Genomic DNA, 26,699 nt, shown 5'->3' on the forward strand with positions numbered 1-26,699 from the left:
TGTTGGCTTTCCGCCTTTTAACATTCCGCATCCAGACCGTGATGTCAAAACACGGTGTGGAGTAGGAACATGCCAGGGAATGTGCATCTTTGGCTACAACCCGGTTCGCGCGTTAGCGACAGTCTTGACGCAAATTTGTTATCGCGAGGCGGATTTCCAAAAAAATCGTTGCGGGCGATTAAATCAATACATTTTATACGGATAACGGCCCCGTCCCCGCGGCGGCCAGCCTGCTGGGCAGACACAGAAGCGCCGGCGCGGCCTCAATATTCGCGTTCGTAGAAGACGCCGCCCTTGGCTTCGCCGGCATCATTGGCCTCGCCGCGCAGCTTCACGCCGCGACCGACATTGAGGTCGATCGTGGCTTTGCCGGAGCCCGGCTTGTCGCCCTTCTGTATGGTCACATAGGTGCGGTCGTTGAGGTATTTGCCGGCCGAAACCGCGGTGCCGCCCTTCTCGTCCGTCGTCACGTCGAGATCGTCGACGCCGATTGCGTTGCGCAGGCTGTCGAGCAGCGAGGTCGTGCCGCCGGCGCCTGCCAATTGCGCGGCGGCGTCGGCGAGCTGGGCGATCTGCAGCGGTGACAGTCTGGACATGGATTGACCGAAGATGAGCTGCGCCAGGACCTCGTCCTGGGGCAGCGCCGGCACCGAGGAGAAGTTGAATTTCGGATCGGTCGCCTCGCCGGAAACCACGATTGTCACGGTGGCACTGCTTGTCGTGGTGGTCGCGGTGAGATTGAGGTAAGGCACCAGCGATCCCTGGAACCCGACCGTGCCCTCCGTGAATGTCAGCCGTTTTGCAAGGATCGTTAACCGTCCGCGCTGCAAGGTGAAAGTGCCCACGGCCTGCGGTGACGACGCCGGGCCGGTTAGTTTGAGCGAGCCGCCGAGCTCGGCGTCGACGCCCCTGCCCTGGATGAAGATCTGGTTCGGCGCGTTGACCGTCACGTCAAGCATCAGGCCGCTGCCGCCCTTGCTGCTGCCGCTGGACGTTGGCGGGCGCAGCGCCTTGTCCTGTGCCCGCACGGCGCGTGGCGCGTTCTTGTGCTTGACGTTGAGTTCCGAGAGTGACCCGGGCAGCTTGTCCGGAACGGTGATGACCGTCCTCGCCAGATTGATGGTGCCGGCGATCACGGGTGCCGAGACCAGCGGCCCCTTGACGGTCAGGTCGCCGCCGAGATTGGCGGTCACCACCCGGCCGTCGGTGTAGCGGCCATCGCTGAGCTTGATCGATAGGTCGGCCGGGAAGCCTTGCGCCGGCGTGATGCCCACCGTGCCGCTGGCCGACAGGCTGCCGCGCGTCGACAGCTTTCCGGTCAAGCGATTGATCCTGGCGACGCCGCCGCCGATCGAAACGTCGGCGTCGATATCGTTGACCGCCAGGCCGGAACGCGCATCGATAAGGCGCGCGCCGGATGTCGTGACTTTGCCGCTGATCACCGGCGCGGATGCGGGACCGCGCACCTGCACATCGACATTGGCAGTGCCGTTGAGCGCCAGACCTTGCGCGGCGAGCTTGGCGGCAAGGAAGGAAAACGGCACCTTGCCCTTGAAGTCGAGCGCCAAGGTGGGCGTGCCTGTCGTCGCCACCGTGCCGCCACCCTTGAGGCCGAGGCCGGCGCCATCGCTGATGTCGGCATCGAAAGCGAGCTTGTTGCCGGCGAAGGTTCCCGACGACGACACATTCATGCCGCCGAGGCCAGCGCCGCGCGTCTGCGAGGTCTGCACGCCGGACGCATCGATGTTGAAGGCGGCCGATGGGGTCGCCGGCGCGCCGGTGACCTTGACCGTCCCCGAGACCGAGCCGGCCGCGTCGAGACCCGGCGAGAAACTGTTGGCGAGCGAGATCGGCACCCGAGCCAGATTGGCGTTAATGTCGAGCGTCTGCGCGACCTTGCCCGTCACCGTCGCCGTGCCGCCGCCGAGATTCAGCACCAGCCGGTCGAGCGTCGTCACCCCGTTGGCGATGGTCACGGTCGAGGCCTGCGCGATCGCGGCCTTGATGCCCTGCATCGTCGCTTGGCCCGACGCGAGCTCGACCGTCGTCGTGCCGTTGGCGATCCTTACCCGGCCGGCTGCCTTCGCCGGGATATTCTTGACGGTGGCGCCGCCGGAGAAGCCGGTCCAGTCGCCGTCGCGCTTGAGGTCGACATCGATGCCGGTGATGGCGGTGCCGCCGGAAGTCACGCTCTCGGCGCGTATCGTGCCGCCAATAACCGGTGCTGCCATGTAATTCGCGATCTGCGCGTCGATGGCGACATTCCTGGCGGAAAGATCGCCGCGCTTGATCTCGGAGGTGTTCGCCTTGACGGCGACATTGGCCCCGTTGGCTGCCTTGGTAAAAGCGATCGTGCCGCGCACATTGCCCTCGGCCTTTTCCAAGGCCAGCGCGGCCAGCGGCCCGATATCGGGCAGGTCGAGCGAAACGGTGCCGACCGGCACGAAGGCGTCGTCGAGCGCGAGATCGCCCGAAATCTTATTCGGGCCGAGCGACAGCAAAAGTCCGTTGATCGCGCGGCTGCCATTGGTCGTGGCGAGCACCGCGCTGCCTTGCAGATTCTGCCCGGCGACATTGCCGGTGAGTTCAACATTGGCCGCCGGATTGGCGGCATCGGCCTTGCCGCTGGCCGTAAGCTTCAGTCCCGTGATCTCGCGCGCCGCCACGGAAAGCCGGTCGCTGCTCACCGTCATCGACAGGTCCGGCGTGGTGACCGGGCCTTGCGCGTTCAAGACAAAGGCGACGGCGCCCTTGGCGTCTTTCGACAGCCCCGAAACGTCGCTCAACGCGCCTCTGATCCCGGCGGCCAGCTTGCCGTCGGCAAGGCTCGCCTGCCCGTCGGCGCTGAGCGCGCCGGAATTCAGTTTCAGCCCGTCGACATTGACATTGCCATTGGCATCGCGCTTCAGCGAGGCGCTCAACGCAGCGCTCTCGCCAAGCATGCCGCGCACCGCCGCCGGCAAGGCTGAAGAGGCGACATTGGCGTTCATATTGAGGTCGACCGAACCGTCGCCCAGCGATATCCGGCCGGCGACCTGGCTGTTGAGCGCATCGCTTCTCAAGGAGCCGCTGTCGACGGCAACGGCATCGGTCGTCAGGCGGCCATTGACCTTGGCCGTGACCTTGCCGGCGATCAGCGGCGCGATCGTCGGATTGTCGAGGCCGATCCTGTCCACCGACACCGTGCCGGAAACCGGACCGGCCCGCCCCTTGAGGTCGAAGGCGTCCGAATGCAGCGCCAGGATGAGGCCGTCGACCGTCGCCTGGCTGGCGGCAATGGAAGGCAGGATCGCGGACACATCGAGCCGCGCCTGCGTGCTTTCGCCCGCCATCTTTGCCGACAAGGACTGGACGGCGATCTTGACCGGGCTTTGGGCGCTGCCGAGCGTCAACGGCAGGCTGGCTCCGGACGAGGTAAGGTCGAGGGAGAAATCGCTGGCGCCGTTCGGGTTGAGGGTGCCGGCGGCCTTGCCTGAAATCCCTTCGCCCGACAGCGTGGCGTGGTCCAGGGCGACGCCGCCCGCCAGCGTGTAGCTGCCCGCGGCGTCCAGATCCAGCGGCCCGAGCCCAGCCTGGCGGGTCTGGCTGGTCTCGGCGCCCGCCACCTTCGCGTTGAACTGAATGTCGGGATTGGACGATGGACCCGTGACGTGTGCCGTGCCCTCCAGCGTTCCGGCCCCGTCGAGGCCGGGCACGAAATCATTGGCGAGCGCCAACGGGAGGTTGGCGAGATTGGCCGTCAGGTCCAGTGCCTCACCGGCACTGCCGGAAACCGTCGCCGAGCCGCCGCCGAGATTGAGCGCGAGCTTCTCGATGGCGGTCACGCCATTGGTGATGGAGAGGCTGGAAGGCTCGGCTATGGCCGCCTTGATGCCGCGCACCGTCGCCTCGCCGGAAGCGATTTCCACGCTTGTCGTGCCGTTGGCGATCTTCACCCGGCCGATGGCGGTGGCCGGAATGCCGGACGCCGTGGCGCCGCCGGTAAAGTTCGTCCACTCGCCGTCGCGCTTCAAGTCGATGCCGATGCCGCTGATGACCGTGCCGCCGGAGGTCACGCTATCGGCCTTGATCGTGCCTGAGATCGCCGGCCCTTTCAGGTAGTTGGCGATCCGCGCGTTGACGGTGATGGCTTTCGCCGCCAGATCGCCGCGGGCGATCGACGTGCTGGTCGCATTTACCGTGACGGTCGGCACCTCGCCGTCCTTGGCGAAGGCGATCGTGCCGTTGATATCGCCGGCCGCGCTCTGATTCGCGAGCGCCGCAAGCGGTCCGATGTCGGGCACGGCAAGCGTCAGCGTGCCGAGCGGCAGGAACTTGTCGTCGAGCGCGAGATCGCCCGAGACCTTGTTGTCGCCAAGCGCCAGGCTGAGGCCCCTGATCGAGCGCTTGCCGTCGGCCGTCACCAGCGAGGCTGCGATGTCCAGCGCCTGCCCCTCGGCGCTGCCCGTCAGCGAGATTTCGGCGGACGGGTTGGCGATGTCGGCCTTGCCCTTGGCCGAGAGTTTGATGTCCTTCACCGTGCGGCCGGCGGCCGTTAGGCTGGCGCTATCTGCTGAAACGGAGAAATCCGGCGCCCAGCGCGGGCCGCTCGTGGTCAGCGCGAAATTGACCCCGCCGGCAAGCGGCGTGCCGGCGAGCGACGACAGTGGCGAGACATCGCCCAATGTGCCTTTGACGCTGGCCTGGATATCCGATCCTTGCATGCTGCCGGTGCCGCTGGCGCTGAGCGAGCCGGAACTGATCTCCAGCGAATTGGCGGCGAACGCGCCTTGCGGATCGCGCGTGGCGGTGGCCGAGAATTTCACCCGCTCGCCAAGCAGCGAGCTGATCTGCGGCGGCAATGCCTTCGAGACGGCGTCGGCATTCATTTTCAGCGTCATCGACAAATCGGCCAGCGCCACATTTGCCGTCAGCCCGGCATTGAGCGCATCGCTGCGCAAGGTGCCTTTGTCGATGGTCACGGTCTCGCGGCTGATCGTGCCGGAAAGGTCCGCGGCGAGCCTGCCGGTCACCAGCGGCGCCAGCGTCGCCACATCGGTCTTCAGGCCGGCGGCCGCGAGCTTGATGGCGACCGGGCCGCTAACGGTCTCGATGTCGAAGCCGTCGGAATGGATCTCGCCCGTAATATTGTTGAGCTGCGTGCCGCCGACGGCGACCGAAGTAAGCGACGTGCCGATATCGACTATCGGCGCCTTGCCGTCGCCGAAGGCGCGCACCGTGGCCTTTTCGACCGCGACCAGGATCGGAACCGCGCTGTTGCCGACATCGACGGTGACCGGCTTGTCCTTGGCGGAGAGCTCGACCGCCAGGTCGCTGGCGCCCTTCGGATTGACATTGCCGGTGGCAGTGCCGTGCACCGCATCGCTCTCTATGATGGCCTGCTCGATATCGATCCCACCCGACGCGGTCGCCGTTCCGGCGAGGTCGAAGCTCGTCTTGCCGGCAAACAAAGCCTTTATCTTCTCCGGCAGGAACTCTTCGAACTGGCCGTCGCCCTTGGCCTCGATGCGGTGGCCCTTGTCAGTGAGCTGGTGCCGACCGGTCAGCTGGCTGACGATCCGGCCGTCGACCATGAAGGTGCCGACGCCGCTCCAGTTGGCCAAAGGCCCGCCGCCGGAAACGACGATGTTGACGGGCGGCGCATCCGGCAGCTTGAGCAAATTGGCGATGATGCCGCCGGCCGGTTCCGACGCCTTGAGGTCGAGGTCGAGCTTGTTGTCGGCCGGCGCAAAGTGGATTTTGGCGTCGACATTGCCTTGCTTGCCGTCATGGCGGCTGACGTTGAGCACGCTTTCGATCGCCAGCGGCGACGGATCGGCCTTGAGCGAACCCTTGGCGGCCAGTTCGGCGATGCCGCTGCCGGCAAGCTCCTGTCCAAGCGCGATCTCCGGCAGGTCGATCTGCTTCACGTCGATCGACACCGGCAGGCTGGACGAGCCACCTTGCGATGGCTGCTGGATCGGCTGCGGCAGCCGCGCCAGCTCGATGCGCTCGGCGGCTAAGTGATCGGCATTGAAATTCCAGGACAGCAGCGCCGCCGGCGACCAGTCGAGCACTACCTTGCGCGCCACCATCCAGGGGCCGGCGCGGTCTTCCAGCACGATGTGGTCGACCCTGAGCGCGCCCGACCAGATGCCTTCGATGCCGCTGACCGTCACCTTGCGGTCCTCGCTCGAAGCGACCTTCGAAATCAGGCCGGCAAGATTCTGCCGGCCGCCTTCGGTGCCGGTCAGAACGACAAGCGCGCCGATCGCCACCACGAGCAGCACAAGCAGCGCGTAGAGGCAGATACGGAGGATGCGCCAGACCATCTTCATCGTCAGAACGCCTGGCCGATGCCGGCATAAATGCCGAAATGCGGATCGCCCGGATCGCGGTTGAGCGGCACGGCAGCGTCGATGCGCAACGGCCCGAAGGGAGTAATATAGCGCAGGCCGACGCCGGCGCCGACCTTCACATTCGAGAAATCGGGGAAGGATTTGGTCGAGACGGTGCCGGCATCAACGAAGGGCACGATGCCGATCATGTCAGTGATGCCGATGCGCATCTCGACCGAGGTCTCGAAGAAGGAGAGACCGCCGACCGGCTGGCCGTCAATGTCTTTCGGGCCGATGCCCTGATAGGCATAGCCGCGCACCGAACCGCCGCCGCCGGAATAGAAGCGCCGGTCTGCCGGCACGTTCTGCAGCCCGGTGCCGACGATCGAGCCGAGCGTCGCGCGTTCGGCGAGCACGAACCGGCTTGCCGTGTCGAGCGACTGGTAGGTGTAGCCCTCGCCCTTCAGCTTCAGGAACGTCGCGCCATTCAATATGTCGTAGCTCGGCTCGGCATAGGCTAAGAAGCGGAATCCCCTGGTCGGGTTCAGCTTGTTGTCGCGGCTGTCATAGACATATTGCAGCGGCACGCTGGCGATCAGATAGGTATGCTTGCCGAAGGCGTCGGTGATCCTCGAATAGTCGAGGTCGAACTCGGCCGACACCCGCTGCTTCTTGTCGAGGTCATAGGAGACGCCAACATCGCCCTTGACCGAGAAATGGTCATAGGCATCGGGGTGTTCGAGCACCGTCTTGATGCCGGTGAAGAACTTCGACGTCGGCCCGAGCACCCCCGGCTTCTCGAACATGACGCCGGCATTGTAGTTGAGCGCGGAAAGGCTGTTGCTGCCGATGCCGCTGATCGACCCGTCGATGCGTAGCTTCTCCGCCTGGCCGAACAGGTTGCGGTGGCCCCAGTAGCCTTCGAGCCCCAGGCCTTCCGTGTTCGAGAAGCTGCCGCCGACGCCGAAATAGCGCGGTTTCCGCTCGCTCACCTGGACGCCGATCGGAATGTTGCCGTTGGCGTCGAGCCTGTCGCCTTCCTTGATCGTCACGCTGTTGAAGACCTCTAGCCCGAGCAGCCGGTCGCGCGCATCGTCGATCTCCTGCGGCGAATATTGCCGGCCCCGTTTCAGCCCGGTCATGTATTCGGTGAAGTCGCGATCGACCTTTTCCGTGCCCTCGACCGTCGTGTCGCCATAGCCGGCGACCGGGCCGGCGGCCACCGTCAACGTCACGTCCAGCGTCGAGCTGGTGTGCTCGGCGACGATCTCGCGGTTCGTGACCTTGGCAAGCGGCCTGCCCTCTTCCTTCAGCGCCCGCACGATCAGCAGTTCAGCCTTGAGCACCGCGCCTGAACCGGCATCGCCGCCGGCGATCAGGCCGAAATCGGCTGCCGCCAACCCCGCCGCATCGCCCTTCAGCCGGATGTTGCCAAGCGTGAATTTCGCCCCGGGGGAAACCGTTATGACCACCGGAATGGGCTGTGGCCCTTTGAACTCGGCATCCGGCGGCAATTCGTCGATCGACTTGCCCTCGATCGTGATGGTGACCACGCCTTCGTAGCGAGCATCGGCGTAGAGGGCGGCGACGAGCTGTTCGCGGTCGCCGCGTGCCTTGGCCATCAGGCCGAGCGACCCCGACACCGGATGATCCTCGTCATTTTTCAGCGCCGAGGCGTTTTCGAGCCTCTTGATCAGATCCTTGTCGGCATCAGGCGCATTGATCGTCACCGAGTAGCGCAGCGGATCGACGATGTCGGCATCCTCGTCCTTGGACGAGCCCCAAAGCTTGATGCCGAAAATCTCGAAAGCCGCCGCCTGCCGTACCTCTGCGGTCAGCACGGTCGAGCAGACGAGCGCGAAAAGCAGGGCGCGCGGGAGCCCGCGCCCTGGCGCGATCCCCTTTGACATCTGCGTTTCATGCGCCGGCATTAAGACAACCTAGTCGACAAAACTAAAATTGGAATGAAGTTCCGCAACGTTCGTAAAGGGGCCACAATCCAATTGTCTGAAATAGACCGGGCTTGGAATTCACACCTTTTGCATTTTCGCAAGAATGTGTGATCCGTCTCACAGAGGTTCTGTCGAAATACCGGCCTTTGGCCGGCATGGAAACCGTTCGCGGGTGATAAACCTGCGGCGCTCCGGCGTTGACAAGCCTGCACGAAGCTTGATCATGCCCGGACGCTGGCGATGTCTGGAGGGTGGTATGGCAATGCGCGCGGCTCGTGGTCTCTCTTTGCTTCTTCTCATCTTTTTCGCCCTGGGCGGAGCGGCCTTTGCGGCCGAAGCCCGGAGAATCGTGACGACCGATAATTCCGACTATTTCGGCTTCGACCTGAGGTCGGAGCAGAATGTCAGCCTCGACCAGTGCAAGACCGCATGTCTCGGCGATCCCGCCTGCCGCGCCTTCACCTACAACACCAAGGCCAAATGGTGTTTTCTCAAATCCGACTATAACCAGTTGAAATCCTTCACCGGCGCAGTCGCCGGCAAGGTCGCCAATGTCGACGGCGATCCCGATATCGGCGCTCCGCCGGCACTGGCTTTTTTTCCCAACTGGATGGCCGACCAGGCCCAGCAGTTCCGCAACAAGCTGACCGATCCGGCCTATGACAAGCCGACCGAAGGGCTTGCCGCCCTGCAGGCCGCCGCTGAGCAGGCATCGCTTACCGGCGACCATCGTCTTGCCATGCAGAAATACCAGGCCGCGGTCTCGGTGCTGCCCGATGACGGCGCGCTGTGGCTGGCGCTGGCGCGCGAGACGCTTGCCGTGCAGCCGGCGTCGAACACCACTGAACCTTCGACTTTGCCGATGAATGTCACCTCGGCGGCCTTCAACGCCTACAAGCTGGTGCGCACGGCAAAGACCCGTGCCGAGGCGCTGGCGCTGCTTGGCGCCGGCCTCGACAAGCGCGACCTCTACCGGCCCTCGCTGCAGGCCTATGAGGCGAGCCTTGCGCTGGTGAGCTCGCCGGCCGTCCAGGCCGACTATGCCGATCTCAAGGCGCGCAAGGGTTTTCGCGTCGTCGAGCACACCGTCGACGCCGATTCCTCCTCGCCGCGCATCTGCGCCCAGTTTTCCGAGGAGCTGGTCAAGACCGGGGTCGATTATTCGCAATTCGTGACGGTCGACAACGCCGCGCCCAAGGCCGTCGAGGCCAAGGACAAGCAGATCTGCGTCGAAGGCCTGGAACACGGCCAGCATTATGACGTGACCTTCCGCGCCGGCCTGCCGTCGGCGATCGGCGAGACGATCGCCGCGCCCGTCGTGCTGTCGATCTACGTCCAGGACCGCGCTCCCTCCGCCCGCTTCACCGGCGACAGCTTCGTGCTGCCGGCCGGGGCGCGCCGCGGCATCCCGGTCGTCACCGTCAACATGAACGCCGCCAAGATGACGCTCTACCGCATTGGCGATCGTTCGCTGGCGCAGCTCCTGTCCGGTTATCAGTTCCTGCATCAGCTCGACGGCTATGACATTTCCACCATTTCCGACCAGATGGGCTCGCCCGTCTGGTCGGGCACGCTCGAAATCGCCAATGATCTCAATAAGGAGGTTACCACTTCGTTCCCGGTGGATGAGGCGATCCCACAGCGCAAGCCCGGCGTCTATGTGCTGACCGCGCAGCCGGTCGACGACAAGAGCGACGACTATGGTTCACGCGCCACGCAGTGGTTCGTCGTCTCCGATATCGGCCTTTCCACCTATACCGGCCAGGACGGCCTCAACGTCTTTGCCCGTTCGCTGGGCTCGGCCAAGCCGATCTCCGGCGCCGAATTGACGCTGCTTGCCAGGAACAACGAGATTCTCGGCACGGCGACGACCGACGCCGAGGGCCACGCCGTCTTCAATCCGGGCCTCACCCGCGGTGAGAACGGCATGGTGCCGGCCGTGCTGATGGCCAAGCAGGGCGACAACGACTTCGTCTTCCTCGACATGGGCAAGGCCGGCTTCGACCTGTCGGATCGCGGCGTCGAGGGGCGCGCCTCGCCAGGCGCCCTCGACGTTTATGCCTGGACGGAGCGCGGCATCTACCGCGCCGGCGAGGACGTTCACGTCGCGGCCCTCGCCCGCGACGGCGCGGCGAAAGCGGTCGAGAACCTGCCGCTGACCTTCATCTTCACACGTCCAGACGGAGTCGAGAACCGCCGCATCGTCAGCAATGGCGAGTCCGCCGGCGGCCACGCCGTCGACCTGCCGCTCGAGGCCAACGCCATGCGCGGCACCTGGACGGTGTCTATCTACACCGACCCCAAGCAGTCGCCGGTCGCCAGCCAGATGTTCCTGGTCGAGGATTTCGTGCCGGATCGCATCGAATTCGACCTGACCGCCGACAAGAAGGAGATCGCCCAGGGCGAGACCGCCAACGCCTCCGTCGACGGCCGCTTCCTCTATGGCGCGCCGGCCGCGGGCCTCGCGCTTGAAGGCGAGCTGACGCTGTCGACCACAAGCAGTTGGGACAGCTTCAAGGATTTCAGCTTCGGTCTGGCCGACGAGCAGTCGAGCGAGCCGACCGTCACGCCTCTCGCCAACCTTCCCTTGGTCGGCGATGACGGCAAGGCGACTTTCCCGGTGACGATCGACCAGTTGCCGTCGACCACCAAGCTGGTCAACGCCAAGGTCACCGTGCGCATGCGCGAGGCCGGCGGCCGCGCCGTCGAGCGCTCGCTCGACATCGGCGTTCGCCCGCAGCGCGACGTCATCGGTATTCGCCCGGATTTCGAGGGCGATGAGGTGCCACAGGGCGGCACCGCCAAGTTCAGCATCATCGCCGTTGACCCGAACGGCAAGCGCGAAGACCTGAAGGGCGCGCAGTGGTCGCTGGTCAAGGTCGAGCGGAACTATCAATGGTACCGTTCCAACAATTCCTGGAACTACGAAGCGGTCAGCCTCACCAAGGCTGTCGCCAACGGCGCGGTCGACCTGAAGGCCGATGGCGAGGCGACGGTGTCGCTGCCCGTCGACTGGGGCCGCTACCGGCTCGAGGTCGAGACGGCCGATCCCGACGGTCCGGCGACCAGCTATGAGTTCGACGCCGGCTGGTACGTCGCCTCGACCACCACCGAGACGCCGGACGGCCTGGAGATCGCGCTGGACAAGGACACTTATGCCGCCGGCGAAGTCGCCAAGCTGAAGGTCTCGCCGCATTTTGCCGGCGAGCTTCTGGTCACCATCGGTGCCGAAAAGCTGCTGAAGACCGTCACCGCTTCGGTGCCGGCCGGCGGCAGCACCGTAGACATCCCCGTCGGCGCCGACTGGGGCGCCGGCGCCTATGTCACCGCGACCTTGTTCCGGCCCGGCGACGCGCAGGAATCGCGCATGCCTGCCCGCGCCATCGGCATCCAATGGCTGTCAGTCGATCCTGGCTCGAAGAAGCTGGCGGTCAGCCTGACGCCGCCGGAAAAGACCGTGCCGCGCCAGCAGCTGTCGATCCCGGTCGCCGTCAGCGGCGCTCAGGCCGGCAGCAATGCCTATGTGATGGTGGCTGCCGTCGACGTCGGCATCCTCAACCTCACCAACTACAAGGCGCCCGATCCGGAGGACTGGTTCTTCGGCCAGCGCATGCTGGGGCTGGAGATCCGCGACCTCTACGGGCGCCTGATCGACGGCTCGCTCGGCGCCATGGGCAAGATACGCACCGGCGGTGATGGGGCGAACATGCAGGCGCAAGGCAGCCCGCCGACGGAAAAGCTGGTCGCCTTCTTCTCCGGCCCGGTCGAGCTCGATGCCAATGGCAAGGCGCGCGTCGATTTCGACATCCCGCAGTTCAACGGCACCGTGCGCGTCATGGCCGTCGCCTGGACCAAGGATGCGGTCGGCCATGCCCAGACCGACGTCATCGTTCGCGATCCGGTGGTGATCACCGCCGGCCTGCCGCGCTTCCTGGCGCCGGGCGATGCGGCGACCATGCGCCTCGACATCGCCGACACCGACGGCCCGGCCGGCGACTATGCACTTTCGGTCACCACGACCGGCGACCTGTCGACCGGCGACAAGCCACTGCCCGAGAAGCTGACTCTCGCCCAGGGCAAGCGGCAGTCGCTCTCCTTCCCGCTGGTCGCCAAGACCGCGGGCGACGCCTCGGTCACAGTCAAGCTCGCGCATGCCGATGGCACGGAAGTCGAGCAGACGCTCTATTTGCCGGTGCGCCCGGCGCAGCTTCCGGTCACCAACCGCATGGTTGTTGACCTCAAGCCCAATGGCGGCTCGCTGCGCGTCGACAAGGAACTGCTTGCCGCAAGCGTGCTCGACGGCGCTTCGGTCAGCGTCGGCGTCTCGCAGTCGTCCGCGCTCGACGTGCCGTCGCTTCTGATGTCGCTCGACCGCTACCCCTATGGCTGCGCCGAGCAGACCACCAGCCGCGCCATGCCGCTGCTCTATGTCAACGACATGGCCAAGAGCATCGGCATGGAGAGCGATCCGGACCTGCATGGCCGCATCCAGGACGCCATCTACAAGGTGCTGTCCTACCAGGCGGCAAGCGGCAGCTTCGGCCTCTGGGGCCCCGGCTCCGGCGATCTGTGGCTCGACGCCTATGTCACGGAGTTCCTGACCCGGGCGCGTGAGCAGAAGTACGATGTGCCGGCGCTGGCCATGAACCAGGCGCTCAACAACCTGCAGAACGCACTCGGCTACGACCAAGACGTCCAGGACAAGGGCAGCGAGATCGCCTATGCGCTCTACGTGCTCGCCCGGAACAAGAAGGCCTCGATCGGCGACCTGCGCTATTATGCCGACACGCAGCTCGAAGCCTTCTCCAGCCCGATGGCCGTCGCCCAGTTGGCGGCAAGCCTGGCGCTCTATGGCGACGCGCAGCGTTCGGAAGCCACCTTCCAGACGGCGCTCAGGCTGGCGAAGTCGGAAACCGACTACGACTACTACCGCTCGGACTACGGCTCGCGGCTGCGTGACGGCGCGGCGATGCTGGCGTTGGCGGCAGAATCGAAGCCGGTGCCGAGCATCATGCCGCAGCTGATCAAGCTGGTGGGCGTGGCGCGCGCCGACGCCCGCTGGACGAGCACGCAGGACGAATCCTGGATGCTGCTGGCCGCGCGGGCGCTGAAGGAAGGCAATGATTCCATCACGCTTTCCGTCAACGGCGCGCCGCATTCGGGCGGCTATTCCGACCAGGTCGCCGGCAGCGAGCTTGTCGACAGCCCCCTCACCATCGCCAATACCGGCGCGACGCCGCTGCAGGCGGTGGTGACCGCGGTCGCCGCGCCGGTCGAGCCGCTGCCGGCCGGCGGCGACGGCTTCACCATCGCGCGCACTTACTACAAGCTCGACGGCACCGAGGCCAATGTCACCGAGGCCAAGCAGAACGAGCGCTACGTGGTCGTGCTCAAGGTCTATGAGCAGAACAAATGGCCGTCGCGGCTCCTGATCACCGACCTGTTGCCGGCCGGCTTCGAGATCGACAATCCGAGCCTGGTTTCCAGCGCGCAATTGTCGAACTTCTCCTGGCTGGCGCAAACCGACGCCGCGCATCTGGAGTTCCGCAACGACCGCTTCGTCGCCGCTTTCAATCCGAACGAAGGCGACGGCGACCGCAACATCACGCTGGCCTATGTCGTGCGCGCCGTGACGCCGGGCACCTACGCCCATCCGGCGGCGACGGTGGAGGACATGTACCGGCCGCAATATTCGGCCCGCACCGCCACCGGCATGATGGAGGTGAAGGCCGAGTAGCGATGACAAGGTCGCCGATATCTCCCTTCTCCCCGTCTCCATACCGGGAGAAGGGGCCGGTTCACCCTCCGAAGCTGCAGCGTAGCTGCTGCGAAGGACGGGCAGGCGGATGAAGGTCAGCGCCATGCTTTCCAGGAAATTTCTCAGACGCACCGCGATCGCAGGTCTTTGCCTCGCCGGCTTGGCAGCGCTTTCCGTCGCCGCGCTCTGGGAGCTCGACCGCGCTTTCCCGCTGCCGCTGCCGGCAAAGCTGACGGTCTCGACGGAGGTGCAGGACCGCGACGGTCAGCTGCTGCGCGCCTTCGCCACGCCGGACGGCTATTGGCGGCTCGAGACCCGCCTCGACCAGGTCGACCGGCAATTCGTCGACATGCTGGTGGCTTACGAAGACAAGCGCTTCTGGGATCACCGCGGCGTCGATGTCCTGGCGCTTTGCCGTGCCGCCGGCCAGCTCGTCACCAGCGGCCATATCGTTTCCGGCGGCTCGACCTTGTCGATGCAGCTCGCCCGGCTGATCGAACCGCGCGACGGCCGCAGCCTCGGCTCCAAGATCAAGCAGATGCTGCGCGCCATCCAGATCGAACGGCGGCTCACCAAGCAGGAAATCCTCGAGCGCTATCTGACGCTAGCGCCTTATGGCGGCAATCTCGAAGGCGTGCGCGCCGCATCGCTCGCCTATTTCGGCAAGGAGCCGAAGCGGCTTACGGTTTCGGAAGCCGCCCTGCTCGTCGCGCTGCCGCAATTGCCGGAGAAGCGCCGGCCCGACCGCAATCTCGGCATTGCTCATGCCGCGCGCGACCGCGTGCTCACCCGTATGGTCTCGGCCGGTCTGCTCGGCGAACGCGAAGCCGCGCGCGCCGCGCTGGACGACGTCTCCGGCCTGCGCAGAAAATTGCCGACGCTGGCCGCGCATGCTTCCTATGCCATGCTGCCCAGGGCCGTGCCAGGCAAGCCGCTGCAGCTCACCATCCGCAAAAGCGTGCAGCAGGGGCTGGAACAGGTGGCAAGGGATGCCGCCAGGAAGCTCGGGCCGAAACTTTCCGTCGCCATGGTCATGGCCGATGCGCGCACCGGCGACATTCTGGGCGAGGTCGGCTCGGCCGATTTCTTCGATGCCAGCCGCTCCGGCTGGATCGACATGACCAAGGTGGTACGCTCACCCGGCTCGACGCTGAAGCCCTTCATCTATGGGCTGGCCTTCGAGCAGGGGCTGGTGGCGCAGGAGATGATCATCGAGGACAGCCCCGCCGATTTCGGCGGCTACCGTCCGAAGAATTTCGACATGGGCTACCAGGGCGACGTCTCGATCCGCCAGGCGCTGCAATTGTCGCTCAATGTGCCGGCGATCCGCGTGCTCGACGCCGTCGGTCCGGCACGACTGACGGCGCGCTTTCGCCAGGCAGGCGTCAACCCGATCCTGCCGGTCAACGAAGCGCCGGGCCTGGCGATCGGACTTGGCGGCGTCGGCGTGACCTTGCGCGACCTGGTGCAGCTCTATACGGGGCTGGCCAATGGCGGCAAGATGCATACGCTACGTGACGGCACCGAGCCGGCCGATGCCGAGCGCACCACCGCCGCCATTCTCGACGACCAAGCGGCCTGGCAGATCAACGACATCCTGTCCGGCGTGAAGCCGCCGGAAGGCGCCATGCAGCGCGGCATCGCCTACAAGACCGGCACCTCTTACGGCTATCGCGATGCCTGGTCCGTCGGCTTCGACGGCCGCTATGTGCTAGGTGTGTGGGTCGGCCGCGCCGATGCCAGCCCAATCCCCGGCCTGTCGGGCTATGTCTCGGCAGCACCCATCCTGTTCGAGGGCTTCGTCCGTTCCGGCCTTGCCGGTGTGCCGCTGCCCGGCCGGCCGCCGGGCGTCTTCAACCCCAAGCGCGATGAATTGCCGGTGACGCTCGCCCGCTTCGGCGCCGGCGCCGACGGTCTGGTGCAGGCCACCGCCACCGAGCCGGCGCCAACCATCATCTTCCCGCCCAACGGCGCCCGCGTCGACCTCGGCACCAATTCGGCCGAGGCCACGCCGCTGGTGCTGAAGCTGCAAGGCGGCCGGGCGCCGTTCCGCTGGCTCGCCAACGGCAAGCCGCTCGCCGGCATCGACCGCCGCCGCACCGCGACCTGGCAACCCGACGGCACCGGCTATTCGACGCTGACGGTGATCGATGCTGCGGGGCGAGCGGCAAGCGTGAAGGTTTTCGTTGAATAGGATGCGGCAAGCGATTCAGCAGATTGCGTTTTTCCATCTTCTGGATGGTGCGAGGCCCCCCTCTCTGGCCTGCCGGCCATCTCCCCCTCAAGGGGGGAGATCAGCAGCTTCGTGGCCTTCGCTAATCTTCAACGTTGGAAAGGCGGGCCCAGCGCCGAAACTGCCAATCTCCCCCCTTGAGGGGGAGATGCCCGGCAGGGCAGAGAGGGGGGCTTCGGGCCGACTTTTGTCGGGAGCATTCTTCGCAGCGCTTGCGCTAGCAATCGCGAGCCCTCCCTCAGCCCGCGCCGATCCCCTGCCCGCCGGCTTCGTCATGCTCGCCGATATCGACCCGACCATTCGCCAGGATATCCGCTACGCCGGCCTTGAAAACTTCCTGCACCGCAAAGCCGACGGCTATGAGGCGCCGGTCTGCATCCTGACGGCGCAGGCGGCGAAGGCGCTGTCCAGCGTCCAGAAAGCCATGACTGCCAAAGGCCTGACGCTGGTCGTCTTCGACTGCTACCGCCCCGCGCGAGCGGTTGCCGATATGGGCAGGTGGACAAGAGAAGGCGGCCGGCCTGACCCGCAATGGTATCCGACCGCCGAGCGTGGCGATCTCATCGCCAAAGGCTATATCGGCGAGTTCTCCAGCCATTCTCGAGGTTCGACGGTGGACCTTGCCATCGCCGAGCCCGGCAATAAAAGCGCGGTTCATCCGGCCTGCGGTGCGCCGGACGGCGGCACGCTCGACTTCGGCACCGGTTTCGACTGCTTTGACCCAAAGAGCGAAACCGCCAGCGCCTTGATCGACGCCGAAGCCACCGCAAACCGCAAGACGCTGCTGATCGCAATGCGCGCCGCCGGCTTTCGCAACTATGCGCGCGAATGGTGGCACTTCACCCTGGCCAAAGAGCCTTTCCCAAAACAGCGCTTCGATTTCCCGGTTAACGCCAATTGAGGCGCCCTGGGGTTGTCATCACCCTGACCGCTTCTAATTAGGGCCGGCGGATGAAGCCCTGCGGCCGCTGGCTGAGGAAGTTATTTCCTCAACCGGCCCAAGCTCGGCGAAAAATTGCTTCGAGGAGATGAAAAAGGCAACATTCAATGCATCTAAATTCTATAAACTTGGTAGAGTTCGTGCAGTTCAACGGAGGCCGGAATGACCAAACCTCATTTCAGGAAACTGCTCGGCGCGCTGGTCGCCACGTCTGTCCAGTTCGGCACGCTCGGTTTCGCGTTTGCCGACACGACCATTTTGAATGTGTCCTATGACCCGACACGTGAGCTCTATAAAGCCTATGACGAGGCGTTCGCCGCGCACTGGAAGGCTGAGACCGGCGAAACCGTCACCATCCAGCAGTCGCATGGCGGTTCCGGCGCGCAGGCCCGGGCGGTGATCGACGGCCTCGACGCCGACGTCGTCACGCTGGCCCTCGAAGGCGACATCAACGCCATCGTCTCAAAGACGAAGAAGATCAACCCGGATTGGCGCACGAAGTTCGAGAACAACTCCGCACCCTACACCTCGACCATCATCTTCCTGGTGCGCAAGGGCAATCCCAAGGGCATCCACGACTGGAGCGATCTGGTGAAGGACGGCGTCCAGGTGATCACGCCGAACCCGAAGACGTCCGGCGGCGCCCGCTGGAACTATCTTGCCGCCTGGGCCTACGCAAACGCCAATGACGGCAACGATGAAGCCAAGACCAAGGAGTTCGTCGGCAAGCTCTATGCGAACGTCCCGGTCCTCGATACCGGCGCGCGTGGCTCGACGGTGACCTTCGCGCAGAAGGGCCTGGGGGATGTGCTGATCGCCTGGGAGAATGAAGCCTATCTCGCGCTCGACGAATTCGGCGCCGACAATTTCGACATCGTCTACCCGCCGACCTCGATCCTGGCGGAACCGCCGGTCGCGGTCGTCGACGCCAATGTCGACGCCAAGGGCACGCGCAAGGTCGCGGAGGCCTATCTGGGCTGGCTCTATTCCAAGGAAGCGCAGACCATCATCGCCAAGAACCACTATCGCCCGGCCAAGCCCGACCTGGTGCCAGCCGAGGACCTTGCCAAGCTGCCGGCAATCAAGCTGGTCACCATCGACGACCCGCAATTCGGCGGTTGGAAGAAAGCGCAGCCTTACCATTTCGGCGACGGTGGTATATTCGACCAGATCTACAAACCGGCGCAGTGAGGACGGACGGCCGGAGCCTCACGGGCGTCCCGGCCGAATGCTACTGCGCGGAGCCATTCCGGTTTGAATAGAAGGACGATCCAGGACAGCATGACCACAGCACCCGTCAAGGCGGGGTGGCGATTCAAGCAGCCGAGTGTCATTCCGGGTTTCGGACTGACGCTCGGCTTCTCACTTGCCTACCTCACGCTCATCATCCTCATCCCGCTTTCGGGGCTGGTCTGGCGTTCGGCAGCGCTCGGCTGGGCCGATTTCTGGGCGATCGCCGTCGACCGACGCACCCTCAACGCGCTGAAGATAAGCTTCGGCACCGCCTTCCTGGCGGCTGTCGTCAACGTCGTGTTCGGCACCATCGTCGCCTGGGTGCTGGTCCGCTACCGCTTCCCTGGACGCCGCATCGCCGACGCGATGGTCGACCTGCCCTTCGCCCTGCCAACGGCCGTCGCCGGCATCGCGCTCACCACGCTCTATGCACCGAACGGCTGGATCGGCCAGCTTCTGATGCCGCTCGGCATCAAGGTCGCCTACACGCCGCTCGGCATCGTCGTCGCGCTGGTGTTCATCGGCCTGCCCTTCGTCGTGCGCACGGTACAGCCGATCATGGAAGAGATCGACAAGGAGGTCGAGGAAGCAGCCGCCACGCTCGGCGCCAGCCGTTTCCAGATCATCACCCGCGTGCTTTTTCCGGGCCTGGCGCCGGCGATCATTACCGGCTTCTCCCTCGCCTTCGCGCGCGGCGTCGGCGAATACGGCTCGGTCATCTTCATCGCCGGCAACCTGCCCTTCAAGTCCGAGATCGCGCCGCTTCTCATCGTGATCAGGCTTGAGGAATACAATTACGAGGCGGCGACCGCGATCGCCGCGATCATGCTGGCGCTGTCCTTCGTGATGCTTTTGGTGGTCAATCTCGTCCAGACATGGAGCCGCAAGCGCTATGGCTGATCCCGAGATCAAATCCTACGAGCCGCATCACGAGAGCCAGTCGGCTGCGGTGACCGAAAGCCGGCCCGTCAAGGCCGTGCTGATGGCAATCGCCTTCGCCTTCCTTGCAGTCTTCCTGCTTTTGCCGCTGATCGTCGTCTTTCATGAGGCGCTTGCCAAAGGCATCGGCGCCTACACGGAAGCCCTTTCCAGCCCCGATACGCGCTCCGCCATCCGCCTGACGTTGCTTGTGGCGGCGATCTCGGTGCCGCTCAACGTCGTCTTCGGCATCTCTGCCGCCTGGGCCATCGCCAAGTTCGAATTCAAGGGCAAGGCGTTCCTGACCACGCTGATCGACCTGCCCTTCTCGGTCTCGCCGGTCATCTCCGGCCTGGTCTATGTGCTGCTCTTCGGCGCGCAGGGGCTGCTCGGCGCCTGGTTGAAGGCGCATGGCATCGTCATCCTCTTCGCCGTGCCCGGCATCGTGCTGGCCACCATCTTCGTCACCTTCCCCTTCGTCGCCCGCGAGCTCATCCCGCTGATGCAGGAACAGGGCAATGGCGACGAAGAGGCGGCGCTTTCGCTGGGCGCCAGCGGCTGGCAAACCTTCTGGTATGTGACGCTGCCCAACGTCAAATGGGGACTGCTCTATGGCGTGCTTCTGTGCAATGCGCGCGCTATGGGCGAGTTCGGCGCGGTCTCGGTGGTTTCGGGCCATATACGCGGCCTCACCAACACCATGCCGCTGCATGTCGAGATCCTTTATAACGAATACAACGCCGTCGGCGCCTTTGCCGTCGCTTCGCTGCTGGCCGGCCTGGCGCTGGTGACGCTGGTCTTGAAAACGCTTTTGGAGATGCGCTACGGCGCCGAGCTTGCCGCGACACGCGGACACTGAACACTACCTGTCGCCCGAGAGTGCCTGGCAGTTTGGGAACACCGACAGCATCAACGAACCGAGGGATTTGCATGGAAGTTCGCGTCGTCAACGTGCGCAAGGAGTTCGAGCGGTTTCCAGCGCTCCATGATGTATCGCTCGACATCAGGTCCGGCGAGCTCATCGCGCTGCTCGGGCCGTCCGGCTCCGGCAAGACGACGCTGCTTCGGCTGATCGCCGGCCTGGAACGGCCGACCAAGGGCGCGATCTTCTTCGGCGACGAGGACGCCTCGCAGAAGTCGATCCAGGAGCGCAATGTCGGCTTCGTCTTCCAGCATTACGCGCTGTTCCGCCACATGACGGTTGCCGACAACATCGGCTTCGGCCTGAAGGTCCGGCACGGCGCCGCAAGGCCGTCGGGGCAGGAAATCCGCCGCCGGGCCCTGGAATTGCTCGATCTCGTCCAGCTGTCGGGCCTGGAGAAACGCTACCCCGCTCAGCTTTCAGGCGGCCAGCGCCAGCGCGTCGCGCTCGCCCGCGCCATGGCGATCGAGCCCAAGGTGCTTTTGCTCGACGAACCGTTCGGCGCGCTCGACGCACAGGTTCGCCGTGAGCTGCGCCGCTGGCTGCGCGAGATCCACGACCGCACCGGCCACACGACCGTCTTCGTCACGCATGACCAGGAAGAAGCGCTGGAGCTTGCCGACCGCGTCGTCGTCATGAGCCAGGGCCGCATCGAGCAGGTCGGCACCGCCGACGATATCTACGACACGCCGAACTCGCCCTTCGTCTACTCCTTCATCGGCGAGTCGAGCTCACTGCCGGTCAAGGTCGAGAACGGCGAGGTGTGGATCGCCGACCGGCCGATCGGGCTCTCGGCGCCGCATGCGCCTTCCGGTGAGGCGATCCTCCACTTCCGTCCGCATGACGTCGACCTGGTCGACGGCTGCAGCGGCTGCATCGCCGGCACCGTTGCCGCCAGCCGCCGCGTCGCCGGCACCAGGCGCGTCGAGCTCGAGATCGGCGGTGAGCGCCAGCGCGTCGAGATCGAGCTGCCCGTAGACCATCCTGCGGCGCAGAAGAGCCGGGTGGCTTTCAGGCCGCGACGCTGGAAGCTTTTTCCGGCGTCGTGATCGTCGCGTCGAGCGCTACTCCAACCAGTTCTCGAGCTTCAGCTTGCCGATCCGGCTGAACTCGGCCATGTTGGCTGTCACCAGCGTGGAACCTGACGCGCAGGCGTGAGCAGCGATAAAGAGGTCGTTGTGGCCGATGGTCTCGCCCCTGCCTTCCAGTTCGGCGCGCAGCGCGCCGTACTCGGCATCCGCCGGCACATCGAGCGGCAGCACCGGAATCTCGGCCAGCAGTTCCTCGACCTTCTTGAGCAACTTGGCTGATCCCTTCCTGGCGCAGCCGTACCGCAGTTCCGAAGCGACGACGATGCTGGTGCACACGGCAGCGTCCCCCTCGCGCGCCATCGCATTGGCGGCCTTGCCGGTCGGGTTTCTGATCATGTCGCTTATGATGTTTGTGTCGAGCATGAACCGCATCAAAAAATGTCCTCGGGTCCGACGGGACTATCCTTGATCTCGGGGAAGTCATCCTCAGGACCCAGCGGGGCTTCCTTCGCCCACTGGGCGAGCAGCGCCGTGAGACCTGATTTACGAATGGGCTCGATAACAAGACGGTCGCCCTCGCGGCTGATCAGGACCTTGTCGCCGGGGAGTTCGAACTCGACTGGAATCCGCACCGCCTGGCTGCGGTTGTTGCGAAACAGCTTTGCCTCCTTCGGCGGCGTCGCTGCATGGCGTTGTTGGCTCATCACGGCATCCCCTTGTATATGCCATATGTATATGCCAAGGCACCGAAGCGCAATCTTTTTGCCTATGATATCGCCCCACAATGACTCTTGCTGGAAAGAAATCCTAACAACCGACTATTCCGGCGGTGACTTTTTTCACCTGACGCCGTCTAGCCGGCGCGCGTGTCTCGCCGCTCAACAGCGCCACGGCTATCATCGGCCATTGCCATATTTTCCTCGGAGCCCGTTTTCATGAAGCGTCTGTTGCTCGGCATCGCGGCTGTTGCCGGTCTCGTCCTCGCATCCTCCCAAGCCTGGTCAGCCGACAAGCTTTTGAATGCGTCCTATGATGTCGGCCGCGAGTTGTTCGCCGACATCAACAAGGCCTTCATCGCCAAGCACCCCGGCGTCGCGATCGACCAATCGCACGCCGGCACCTCGGCGCAGGCGCGCGCGATCGCCGAAGGCCTTGGCGCCGATGTCGTCACCTTCAACCAGGTCACCGATGTCGACTTCCTGGTCAAGAAGGGCCTCGTCTCGGCCGACTGGCAGAAGAATTTCCCGGACAACGCCTCGCCCTTCTATTCGCTGCCGTCCTTCCTGGTGCGCGCCGGCAATCCCAAGCATATCAAGGACTGGAACGATCTGGCGCGCGACGACGTGCAGGTGATCTTCCCGAACCCGAAGACATCCGGCAATGCGCGCTACACCTATCTCGCCGCCACAGCCTACGCCAAGGAAGCCTTCAAGGGCGACGACGCCAAGGTGAAGGAGTTCATCACCAAGCTCTTCAACAACGTGCCGATCTTCGACACCGGCGGCCGCGCCGCCACCACCACTTTCGTCCAGCGCGAGATCGGCGACGTGCTGATCACCTTCGAGTCGGAGACGCGCGGCATTCGCAAGGAGTATGGCGACGACAAGTTCGAGCAGGTCACGCCTTCGGTCAGCCTGCTGGCCGAGTTCCCCGTAGCCGTCGTCGACAAGGTCGCCGACGAGCATGGCAGCCGCGATCTCGCCAAGACCTATCTCGACTTCCTCTATACGCCCGAGGGCCAGGAGATCGCCGCCGGGAACGGCTTGCGTGTCCGCGACGCGACGGTCGCCGCCAAGCACAAGACGGACTTCCCGGATGTCCGGCTGCTGACCGTGGAGGACGTCTTTGGCGGCTGGGACAAGGTGCAGAAAGAGCATTTCGCCGCCGGCGGGCTGCTCGATCAGGCCTACGGCAGCCGTTGAAAGCTCCGCAATCAGGAAGAGCAGGAAAGCCGGCTTTGCCGGCTTTTTTCATGTAAGCGGGGCTGCATGAGTTCGCGGGGAAATCCCAACCCAAATGTGAAAAACGTTACGAAGAATCAACGCGTTTGTGCCTAAGCTGCGGTGCGAATTATTGGGCCAGGCGGCGTCAGGCGGTCAAACTGTCATGATTTGCACACAAACAACCGCCAGATGCAGGCGCATTGGGGTTGATGAACTGAATCGGGCATGCTGACCAAAAAAGGCAAATACGGCCTCAAGGCCCTCGTGCATCTTTCCGGCCTGCCGGCTGGCCAGCTTGCATTCGTCAACGACATCGCCGTCGCCAACAACATCCCGAAGAAATTCCTGGATGCGATCCTGGGCGAATTGCGCAATGCCGGTTTCGTCCAGAGCCGCAAGGGCAAGGAAGGCGGTTATCGCCTTGCCCGTCCCGCTTCCGAGATCAAGATCGGCCATGTCGTGCGCGTGCTCGACGGGCCGCTGGCGCCGATCCCTTGCGCCAGCCGCACGCAATACCAGCGCTGCGAGGACTGCGACGAGGCCACCTGCCAGGTCCGCCATATGATGCTGGAAGTGCGCCAGGCGATCGCCGAGGTGCTCGACAACCGCAGCCTCGCCGCTATGCGCGACGCCGACAACGACGATTTCCCGGCGGAGCTCACCTCTCAGATTTGAAGCGACCCGGCCCTGACGGCAGTCCCGTCGGTTGCTTGTCTGCTTTCCACGCAGTAAAGCGGCTGGAGGATAAAACAGGGCTCTGACGCATGAGGCTGCCTTGGCTTGGCAATTCCCGTAAGGCCAGCCGGCAATCATCGTCGAACGACATCTATCATACCGAGATCACGGCCGATGTGCCTGTACCGGAGCGCGGCGAGTCCGTTCGCTTCTTCAGCCGCAAGGTGGTGCGCCCCGGCAAATTGCGTCGCTTCACCAATCGGGATCCGCGCGAGAGCCTGTTGTCCTGTTTTTATCTCGGCGTCGCGGCGATGCTGCCGGTCTCCTGGTGGAGCTCGATCTGCGGCTGGGTGTCCAGGCTCAGGCGCAAGCGCCACTTCCGCAAGGAGTTTGCCCGTTACGACGTCGCGGTGAAGGCCGTGCTCGGCGATGCCGTCGACACGAAAAGCATGTTCGAGGCGCAACTCGCCGCCGTTCACCGCCGGCGGCTGACGCTTGCGGCGCATCTCGTCGCCGGCTGGCGCTGGTCGCCGGCGATCCGACTCGAAGGCCTCGAGGCTCTGCAACAAGCCCTGCGCAACGGGCGCGGCGCCATCGTGTGGTGCGACCAGTTCACGGCGCAGACGATCATGGGCAAGCGCGCCCTGCATGAGGCCGGCGTCGATGCCCATCAGGTGAGCGCACGCTACCACGGCTTCTCGCCGAGCATGTTCGGCCTGCGCGTGATCAACCCGCCGCTGGTCAGGCTCGAGAACCGCTTCCTGAAAAGCCGGATCGTCTTTGAGCGCACCGACGCCTATCAGGTCACCACGCGTATCCAGAAGGTGCTGAAAGCAAACGGCGTGGTGCTGATGACCAACACCGTCTATGCCGGCTCCGCCTTCACCGAGGCCGCCATGGGCGAGCGCGGCTGGACCCACCTCGCCTCGGCGCCGGCAAACTTCGCCGCGCGCGCCGGCGCTGGGCTGTTTCATATGGCGACCATCGAGACGGCGCCCTTTCGCGAATATAGGGCGATCGTCAAAGAACTGAGCGCGACGCCAGAGGCGCCCGCATCGTCTGCCAAGGACATGACAGGGAAGACCCTCGTCGTTCAGGCGGGATTTGTCCTGTCGAAGCGCGACCGGATGCTGGAGACGCTCAAACTCTGTCCTGAGCAGATGATGGCCTGGTCGAGCGCCGTGCGGCTGACCGAGCAGCCAGCCGAAGCCGCGATCGGCAACGACGAAGCCTGATTGCCAACTGATCTAGCGGACGATCTCCTGCAGGATCCCTGCAACACTTCGCGTTCCGTCGACCGTCACGGCCCGTTCGTCCGCCGCAGGCTCCTCCAGCGTGGCGAACTGGCTGTCGACGAGGCTGGCGGGCATGAAATGGCCCTTGCGATCGGCGACCCGTCGCCAAGCAGTCTCCCGATCGATCCTGAGATAGAGGAAGACCATACCGGGGCAGAAGCGGCTCAGCCGGTCACGATAACTTCGCTTCAGCGCCGAGCACGCCGCCACCGCCTTCCGCCCATGGGCAACCGAGGTCGCGATACGCTCGCCTATGGCGTCGAGCCAGCCCGCGCGCAACGCATCGGTCAGCGGCTCGCCGCGCGCCATGCGCGCCACATTCTCCGGCGGATGCAGCAGGTCTCCTTCGATGAAGTCGGCGCCCAGCGCCTTGGCGAGCGCCTCGCCGACGGCGGTCTTGCCGCAGCCGGCAACGCCCATGACGACGATGGCGGGCGCCGTCCGAAGATCGTTCATGCCAGGCTCCGGGGTCTGCGGTCTTGCGCTCGCCTCATTTACCCTCAGCGGCTTGCCGGCGCGCGCCCGTAAAGCAGGAGCATGGCGACGATGACGACGCCATAGATGATCTGCCGCCCTGCTTCCGGCATCTGCATGACCGAGAGGATGGATTGCAGGAGTGTGATCAGGATCACGCCGGCCACTGTGCCCAGATAGGAGCCCCGCCCGCCCAGGATCGATGTGCCGCCCAGGACAACCGCCGCGATCGACGGCAGGAGATAGGCATCGCCCATGGACTGCGCCGCCTTGGATGCATAGCCCGCCAGAAGCACGCCGCCAAAGGCAGACAACCCGCCGGAGACGGCGAAGGCGATCATGACGATGCGACGCGTGTCGATGCCGGACAGATAGGCGGCGCGCTCACGGTTGCCGATGCCGTAAACGGCGCGGCCGAAGCTTGTGCGGGTCAGCGCGAAGACCATCGCGGCGCCGATCAGCACCCAGATGATGACGGCATTGGGAACGCCCGGGATGGTGAAACCGGTTGCCAGGTAGCGCATCGCGGCGGTCGCCGAATCCTGTGGCGAGAAGCCGCCTGTGTAGACCACCATCAGCCCTTGCGCCACGGCATTGGTGGCTAAAGTAATGATCATCGAGGGGATACGCAGATAGGCGACACCGATGCCGTTGACGATGCCTACCGCCACGCCGCACAGGACGCCGAAGGGGATGGCGAGAGCAACGCCGACCGGCCCGTAAGCCGCGGCCGCGCAGGCCATCATGGCGCCGGCGGCCACGGCCCATGGCACGGAAAGGTCGATCTGGCCAAGCAGGATGACCAGCATCATGCCGGTGGCGATGACGCCGAGGAAAGACGCGACCTTCAACTGCTGCAGGAGATATTCCGGCGATAGGAAGTTGCGCGAATAGAGGCTGCCGAGCAGGAGCAGGACCCCGATGCAGGCAAAGGCCGTCAGCACTGCCGGGTCGGCGCGCCGGATGAATTTGGGCATGCGGCCGGCAATGCCGCCCATGATGCCGCCA

Annotated in this window: 16 protein-coding genes; 10 read left to right on the forward strand and 6 right to left on the reverse strand. The window is 64.8% G+C overall.

The genetic code is table 11. The features are described 5' to 3' along the window. Window positions 1–263 precede the first annotated feature (263 nt). A complete protein-coding gene (locus LB529_RS12115) occupies window positions 264–6,317 on the reverse strand; it encodes a translocation/assembly module TamB domain-containing protein (RefSeq protein ID WP_224711204.1) in 6,054 nt (2,017 codons plus the stop codon). A gap of 2 nt (window positions 6,318–6,319) precedes the next feature. Then, complete coding sequence (locus tag LB529_RS12120; protein WP_224711205.1) at window positions 6,320–8,248, reverse strand: autotransporter assembly complex protein TamA; 1,929 nt, start codon at window positions 8,246–8,248, stop codon at window positions 6,320–6,322. Between the two features lie 277 nt (window positions 8,249–8,525). Between LB529_RS12120 and LB529_RS12125 the strand changes: the two genes are divergently transcribed. From LB529_RS12125 to LB529_RS12155, 7 genes are all read left to right on the forward strand, one after another. Beyond that, on the forward strand, window positions 8,526–14,006 hold the full coding sequence (locus LB529_RS12125) for an alpha-2-macroglobulin family protein (RefSeq protein ID WP_224711206.1): 5,481 nt from the start codon (window positions 8,526–8,528) through the stop codon (window positions 14,004–14,006). Between the two features lie 109 nt (window positions 14,007–14,115). Then, on the forward strand, window positions 14,116–16,221 hold the full coding sequence (gene pbpC / locus LB529_RS12130; protein ID WP_411962487.1) for a penicillin-binding protein 1C: 2,106 nt from the start codon (window positions 14,116–14,118) through the stop codon (window positions 16,219–16,221). Window position 16,222: 1 nt separating this feature from the next. After that, window positions 16,223–17,161, forward strand: a complete 939-nt coding sequence (locus LB529_RS12135; protein ID WP_318012556.1) for a M15 family metallopeptidase — start codon at window positions 16,223–16,225, stop codon at window positions 17,159–17,161. 201 nt (window positions 17,162–17,362) lie between these two features. Next, the gene (locus tag LB529_RS12140; RefSeq protein ID WP_140839575.1) at window positions 17,363–18,391 is read left to right on the forward strand and encodes a sulfate ABC transporter substrate-binding protein; all 1,029 of its coding nucleotides are present in this window, start codon (window positions 17,363–17,365) and stop codon (window positions 18,389–18,391) included. Window positions 18,392–18,481: 90 nt separating this feature from the next. Further along, a complete protein-coding gene (gene cysT, locus LB529_RS12145) occupies window positions 18,482–19,333 on the forward strand; it encodes a sulfate ABC transporter permease subunit CysT (protein WP_140839573.1) in 852 nt (283 codons plus the stop codon). After that, window positions 19,326–20,210: a sulfate ABC transporter permease subunit CysW gene (gene cysW / locus LB529_RS12150; RefSeq protein ID WP_140839571.1), complete on the forward strand. Its 885-nt coding sequence runs from the start codon at window positions 19,326–19,328 to the stop codon at window positions 20,208–20,210. The genes cysT and cysW overlap by 8 nt, the downstream gene beginning before the upstream one ends. A gap of 71 nt (window positions 20,211–20,281) precedes the next feature. Next, entirely contained in the window at window positions 20,282–21,322 is a 1,041-nt protein-coding gene (locus tag LB529_RS12155) for a sulfate/molybdate ABC transporter ATP-binding protein (protein WP_095768924.1), read from the forward strand. A 15-nt stretch (window positions 21,323–21,337) separates the two neighbouring features. Here LB529_RS12155 and LB529_RS12160 read toward each other — a convergent pair whose 3' ends face one another. Together LB529_RS12160 and LB529_RS12165 are read right to left on the reverse strand one after the other, a co-directional pair. Further along, entirely contained in the window at window positions 21,338–21,736 is a 399-nt protein-coding gene (locus LB529_RS12160; protein ID WP_224711207.1) for a type II toxin-antitoxin system VapC family toxin, read from the reverse strand. Beyond that, window positions 21,736–22,008 carry an antitoxin gene (locus LB529_RS12165; protein WP_095768922.1) on the reverse strand — a complete coding sequence of 91 codons (273 nt, stop codon included), beginning with the start codon at window positions 22,006–22,008 and terminating at the stop codon, window positions 21,736–21,738. The genes LB529_RS12160 and LB529_RS12165 overlap by 1 nt, the downstream gene beginning before the upstream one ends. Before the next feature lie 231 nt (window positions 22,009–22,239). Between LB529_RS12165 and LB529_RS12170 the strand changes: the two genes are divergently transcribed. The 3 genes from LB529_RS12170 to LB529_RS12180 all read left to right on the forward strand — a co-directional run bounded on the left by LB529_RS12170 (window position 22,240) and on the right by LB529_RS12180 (window position 25,157). Next, window positions 22,240–23,226 carry a sulfate ABC transporter substrate-binding protein gene (locus tag LB529_RS12170; protein ID WP_224711208.1) on the forward strand — a complete coding sequence of 329 codons (987 nt, stop codon included), beginning with the start codon at window positions 22,240–22,242 and terminating at the stop codon, window positions 23,224–23,226. Between the two features lie 246 nt (window positions 23,227–23,472). Next, window positions 23,473–23,922, forward strand: a complete 450-nt coding sequence (locus LB529_RS12175) for an RrF2 family transcriptional regulator (RefSeq protein ID WP_040984137.1) — start codon at window positions 23,473–23,475, stop codon at window positions 23,920–23,922. A gap of 89 nt (window positions 23,923–24,011) precedes the next feature. Beyond that, on the forward strand, window positions 24,012–25,157 hold the full coding sequence (locus tag LB529_RS12180) for a hypothetical protein (protein WP_224711209.1): 1,146 nt from the start codon (window positions 24,012–24,014) through the stop codon (window positions 25,155–25,157). 12 nt (window positions 25,158–25,169) lie between these two features. Here the strand turns inward: LB529_RS12180 and LB529_RS12185 are convergent, their stop codons facing one another. Beyond that, on the reverse strand, window positions 25,170–25,673 hold the full coding sequence (locus tag LB529_RS12185) for a gluconokinase (RefSeq protein WP_224711210.1): 504 nt from the start codon (window positions 25,671–25,673) through the stop codon (window positions 25,170–25,172). A 44-nt stretch (window positions 25,674–25,717) separates the two neighbouring features. Continuing rightward, window positions 25,718–26,689 carry an ABC transporter permease gene (locus LB529_RS12190; protein ID WP_263497228.1) on the reverse strand — a complete coding sequence of 324 codons (972 nt, stop codon included), beginning with the start codon at window positions 26,687–26,689 and terminating at the stop codon, window positions 25,718–25,720. Window positions 26,690–26,699 lie beyond the last annotated feature (10 nt).

It is taken from the genome of Mesorhizobium sp. CA5 (genome assembly GCF_020165105.1).
GTDB lineage: Bacteria > Pseudomonadota > Alphaproteobacteria > Rhizobiales > Rhizobiaceae > Mesorhizobium.

What these genes read in the sequence shown, in the direction of transcription:
- LB529_RS12115 (WP_224711204.1), bottom strand. Translation starts at nt 6,317, where the DNA reads ATGAAGATGGTCTGGCGCATCCTCCGTATCTGCCTCTACGCGCTGCTT.
- LB529_RS12120 (WP_224711205.1), bottom strand. Translation starts at nt 8,248, where the DNA reads ATGCCGGCGCATGAAACGCAGATGTCAAAGGGGATCGCGCCAGGGCGC.
- LB529_RS12125 (WP_224711206.1), top strand. Translation starts at nt 8,526, where the DNA reads ATGGCAATGCGCGCGGCTCGTGGTCTCTCTTTGCTTCTTCTCATCTTT.
- pbpC (WP_411962487.1), top strand. Translation starts at nt 14,116, where the DNA reads ATGAAGGTCAGCGCCATGCTTTCCAGGAAATTTCTCAGACGCACCGCG.
- LB529_RS12135 (WP_318012556.1), top strand. Translation starts at nt 16,223, where the DNA reads ATGCGGCAAGCGATTCAGCAGATTGCGTTTTTCCATCTTCTGGATGGT.
- LB529_RS12140 (WP_140839575.1), top strand. Translation starts at nt 17,363, where the DNA reads ATGACCAAACCTCATTTCAGGAAACTGCTCGGCGCGCTGGTCGCCACG.
- cysT (WP_140839573.1), top strand. Translation starts at nt 18,482, where the DNA reads ATGACCACAGCACCCGTCAAGGCGGGGTGGCGATTCAAGCAGCCGAGT.
- cysW (WP_140839571.1), top strand. Translation starts at nt 19,326, where the DNA reads ATGGCTGATCCCGAGATCAAATCCTACGAGCCGCATCACGAGAGCCAG.
- LB529_RS12155 (WP_095768924.1), top strand. Translation starts at nt 20,282, where the DNA reads ATGGAAGTTCGCGTCGTCAACGTGCGCAAGGAGTTCGAGCGGTTTCCA.
- LB529_RS12160 (WP_224711207.1), bottom strand. Translation starts at nt 21,736, where the DNA reads ATGCGGTTCATGCTCGACACAAACATCATAAGCGACATGATCAGAAAC.
- LB529_RS12165 (WP_095768922.1), bottom strand. Translation starts at nt 22,008, where the DNA reads ATGAGCCAACAACGCCATGCAGCGACGCCGCCGAAGGAGGCAAAGCTG.
- LB529_RS12170 (WP_224711208.1), top strand. Translation starts at nt 22,240, where the DNA reads ATGAAGCGTCTGTTGCTCGGCATCGCGGCTGTTGCCGGTCTCGTCCTC.
- LB529_RS12175 (WP_040984137.1), top strand. Translation starts at nt 23,473, where the DNA reads ATGCTGACCAAAAAAGGCAAATACGGCCTCAAGGCCCTCGTGCATCTT.
- LB529_RS12180 (WP_224711209.1), top strand. Translation starts at nt 24,012, where the DNA reads ATGAGGCTGCCTTGGCTTGGCAATTCCCGTAAGGCCAGCCGGCAATCA.
- LB529_RS12185 (WP_224711210.1), bottom strand. Translation starts at nt 25,673, where the DNA reads ATGAACGATCTTCGGACGGCGCCCGCCATCGTCGTCATGGGCGTTGCC.
- LB529_RS12190 (WP_263497228.1), bottom strand. Translation starts at nt 26,689, where the DNA reads ATGGGCGGCATTGCCGGCCGCATGCCCAAATTCATCCGGCGCGCCGAC.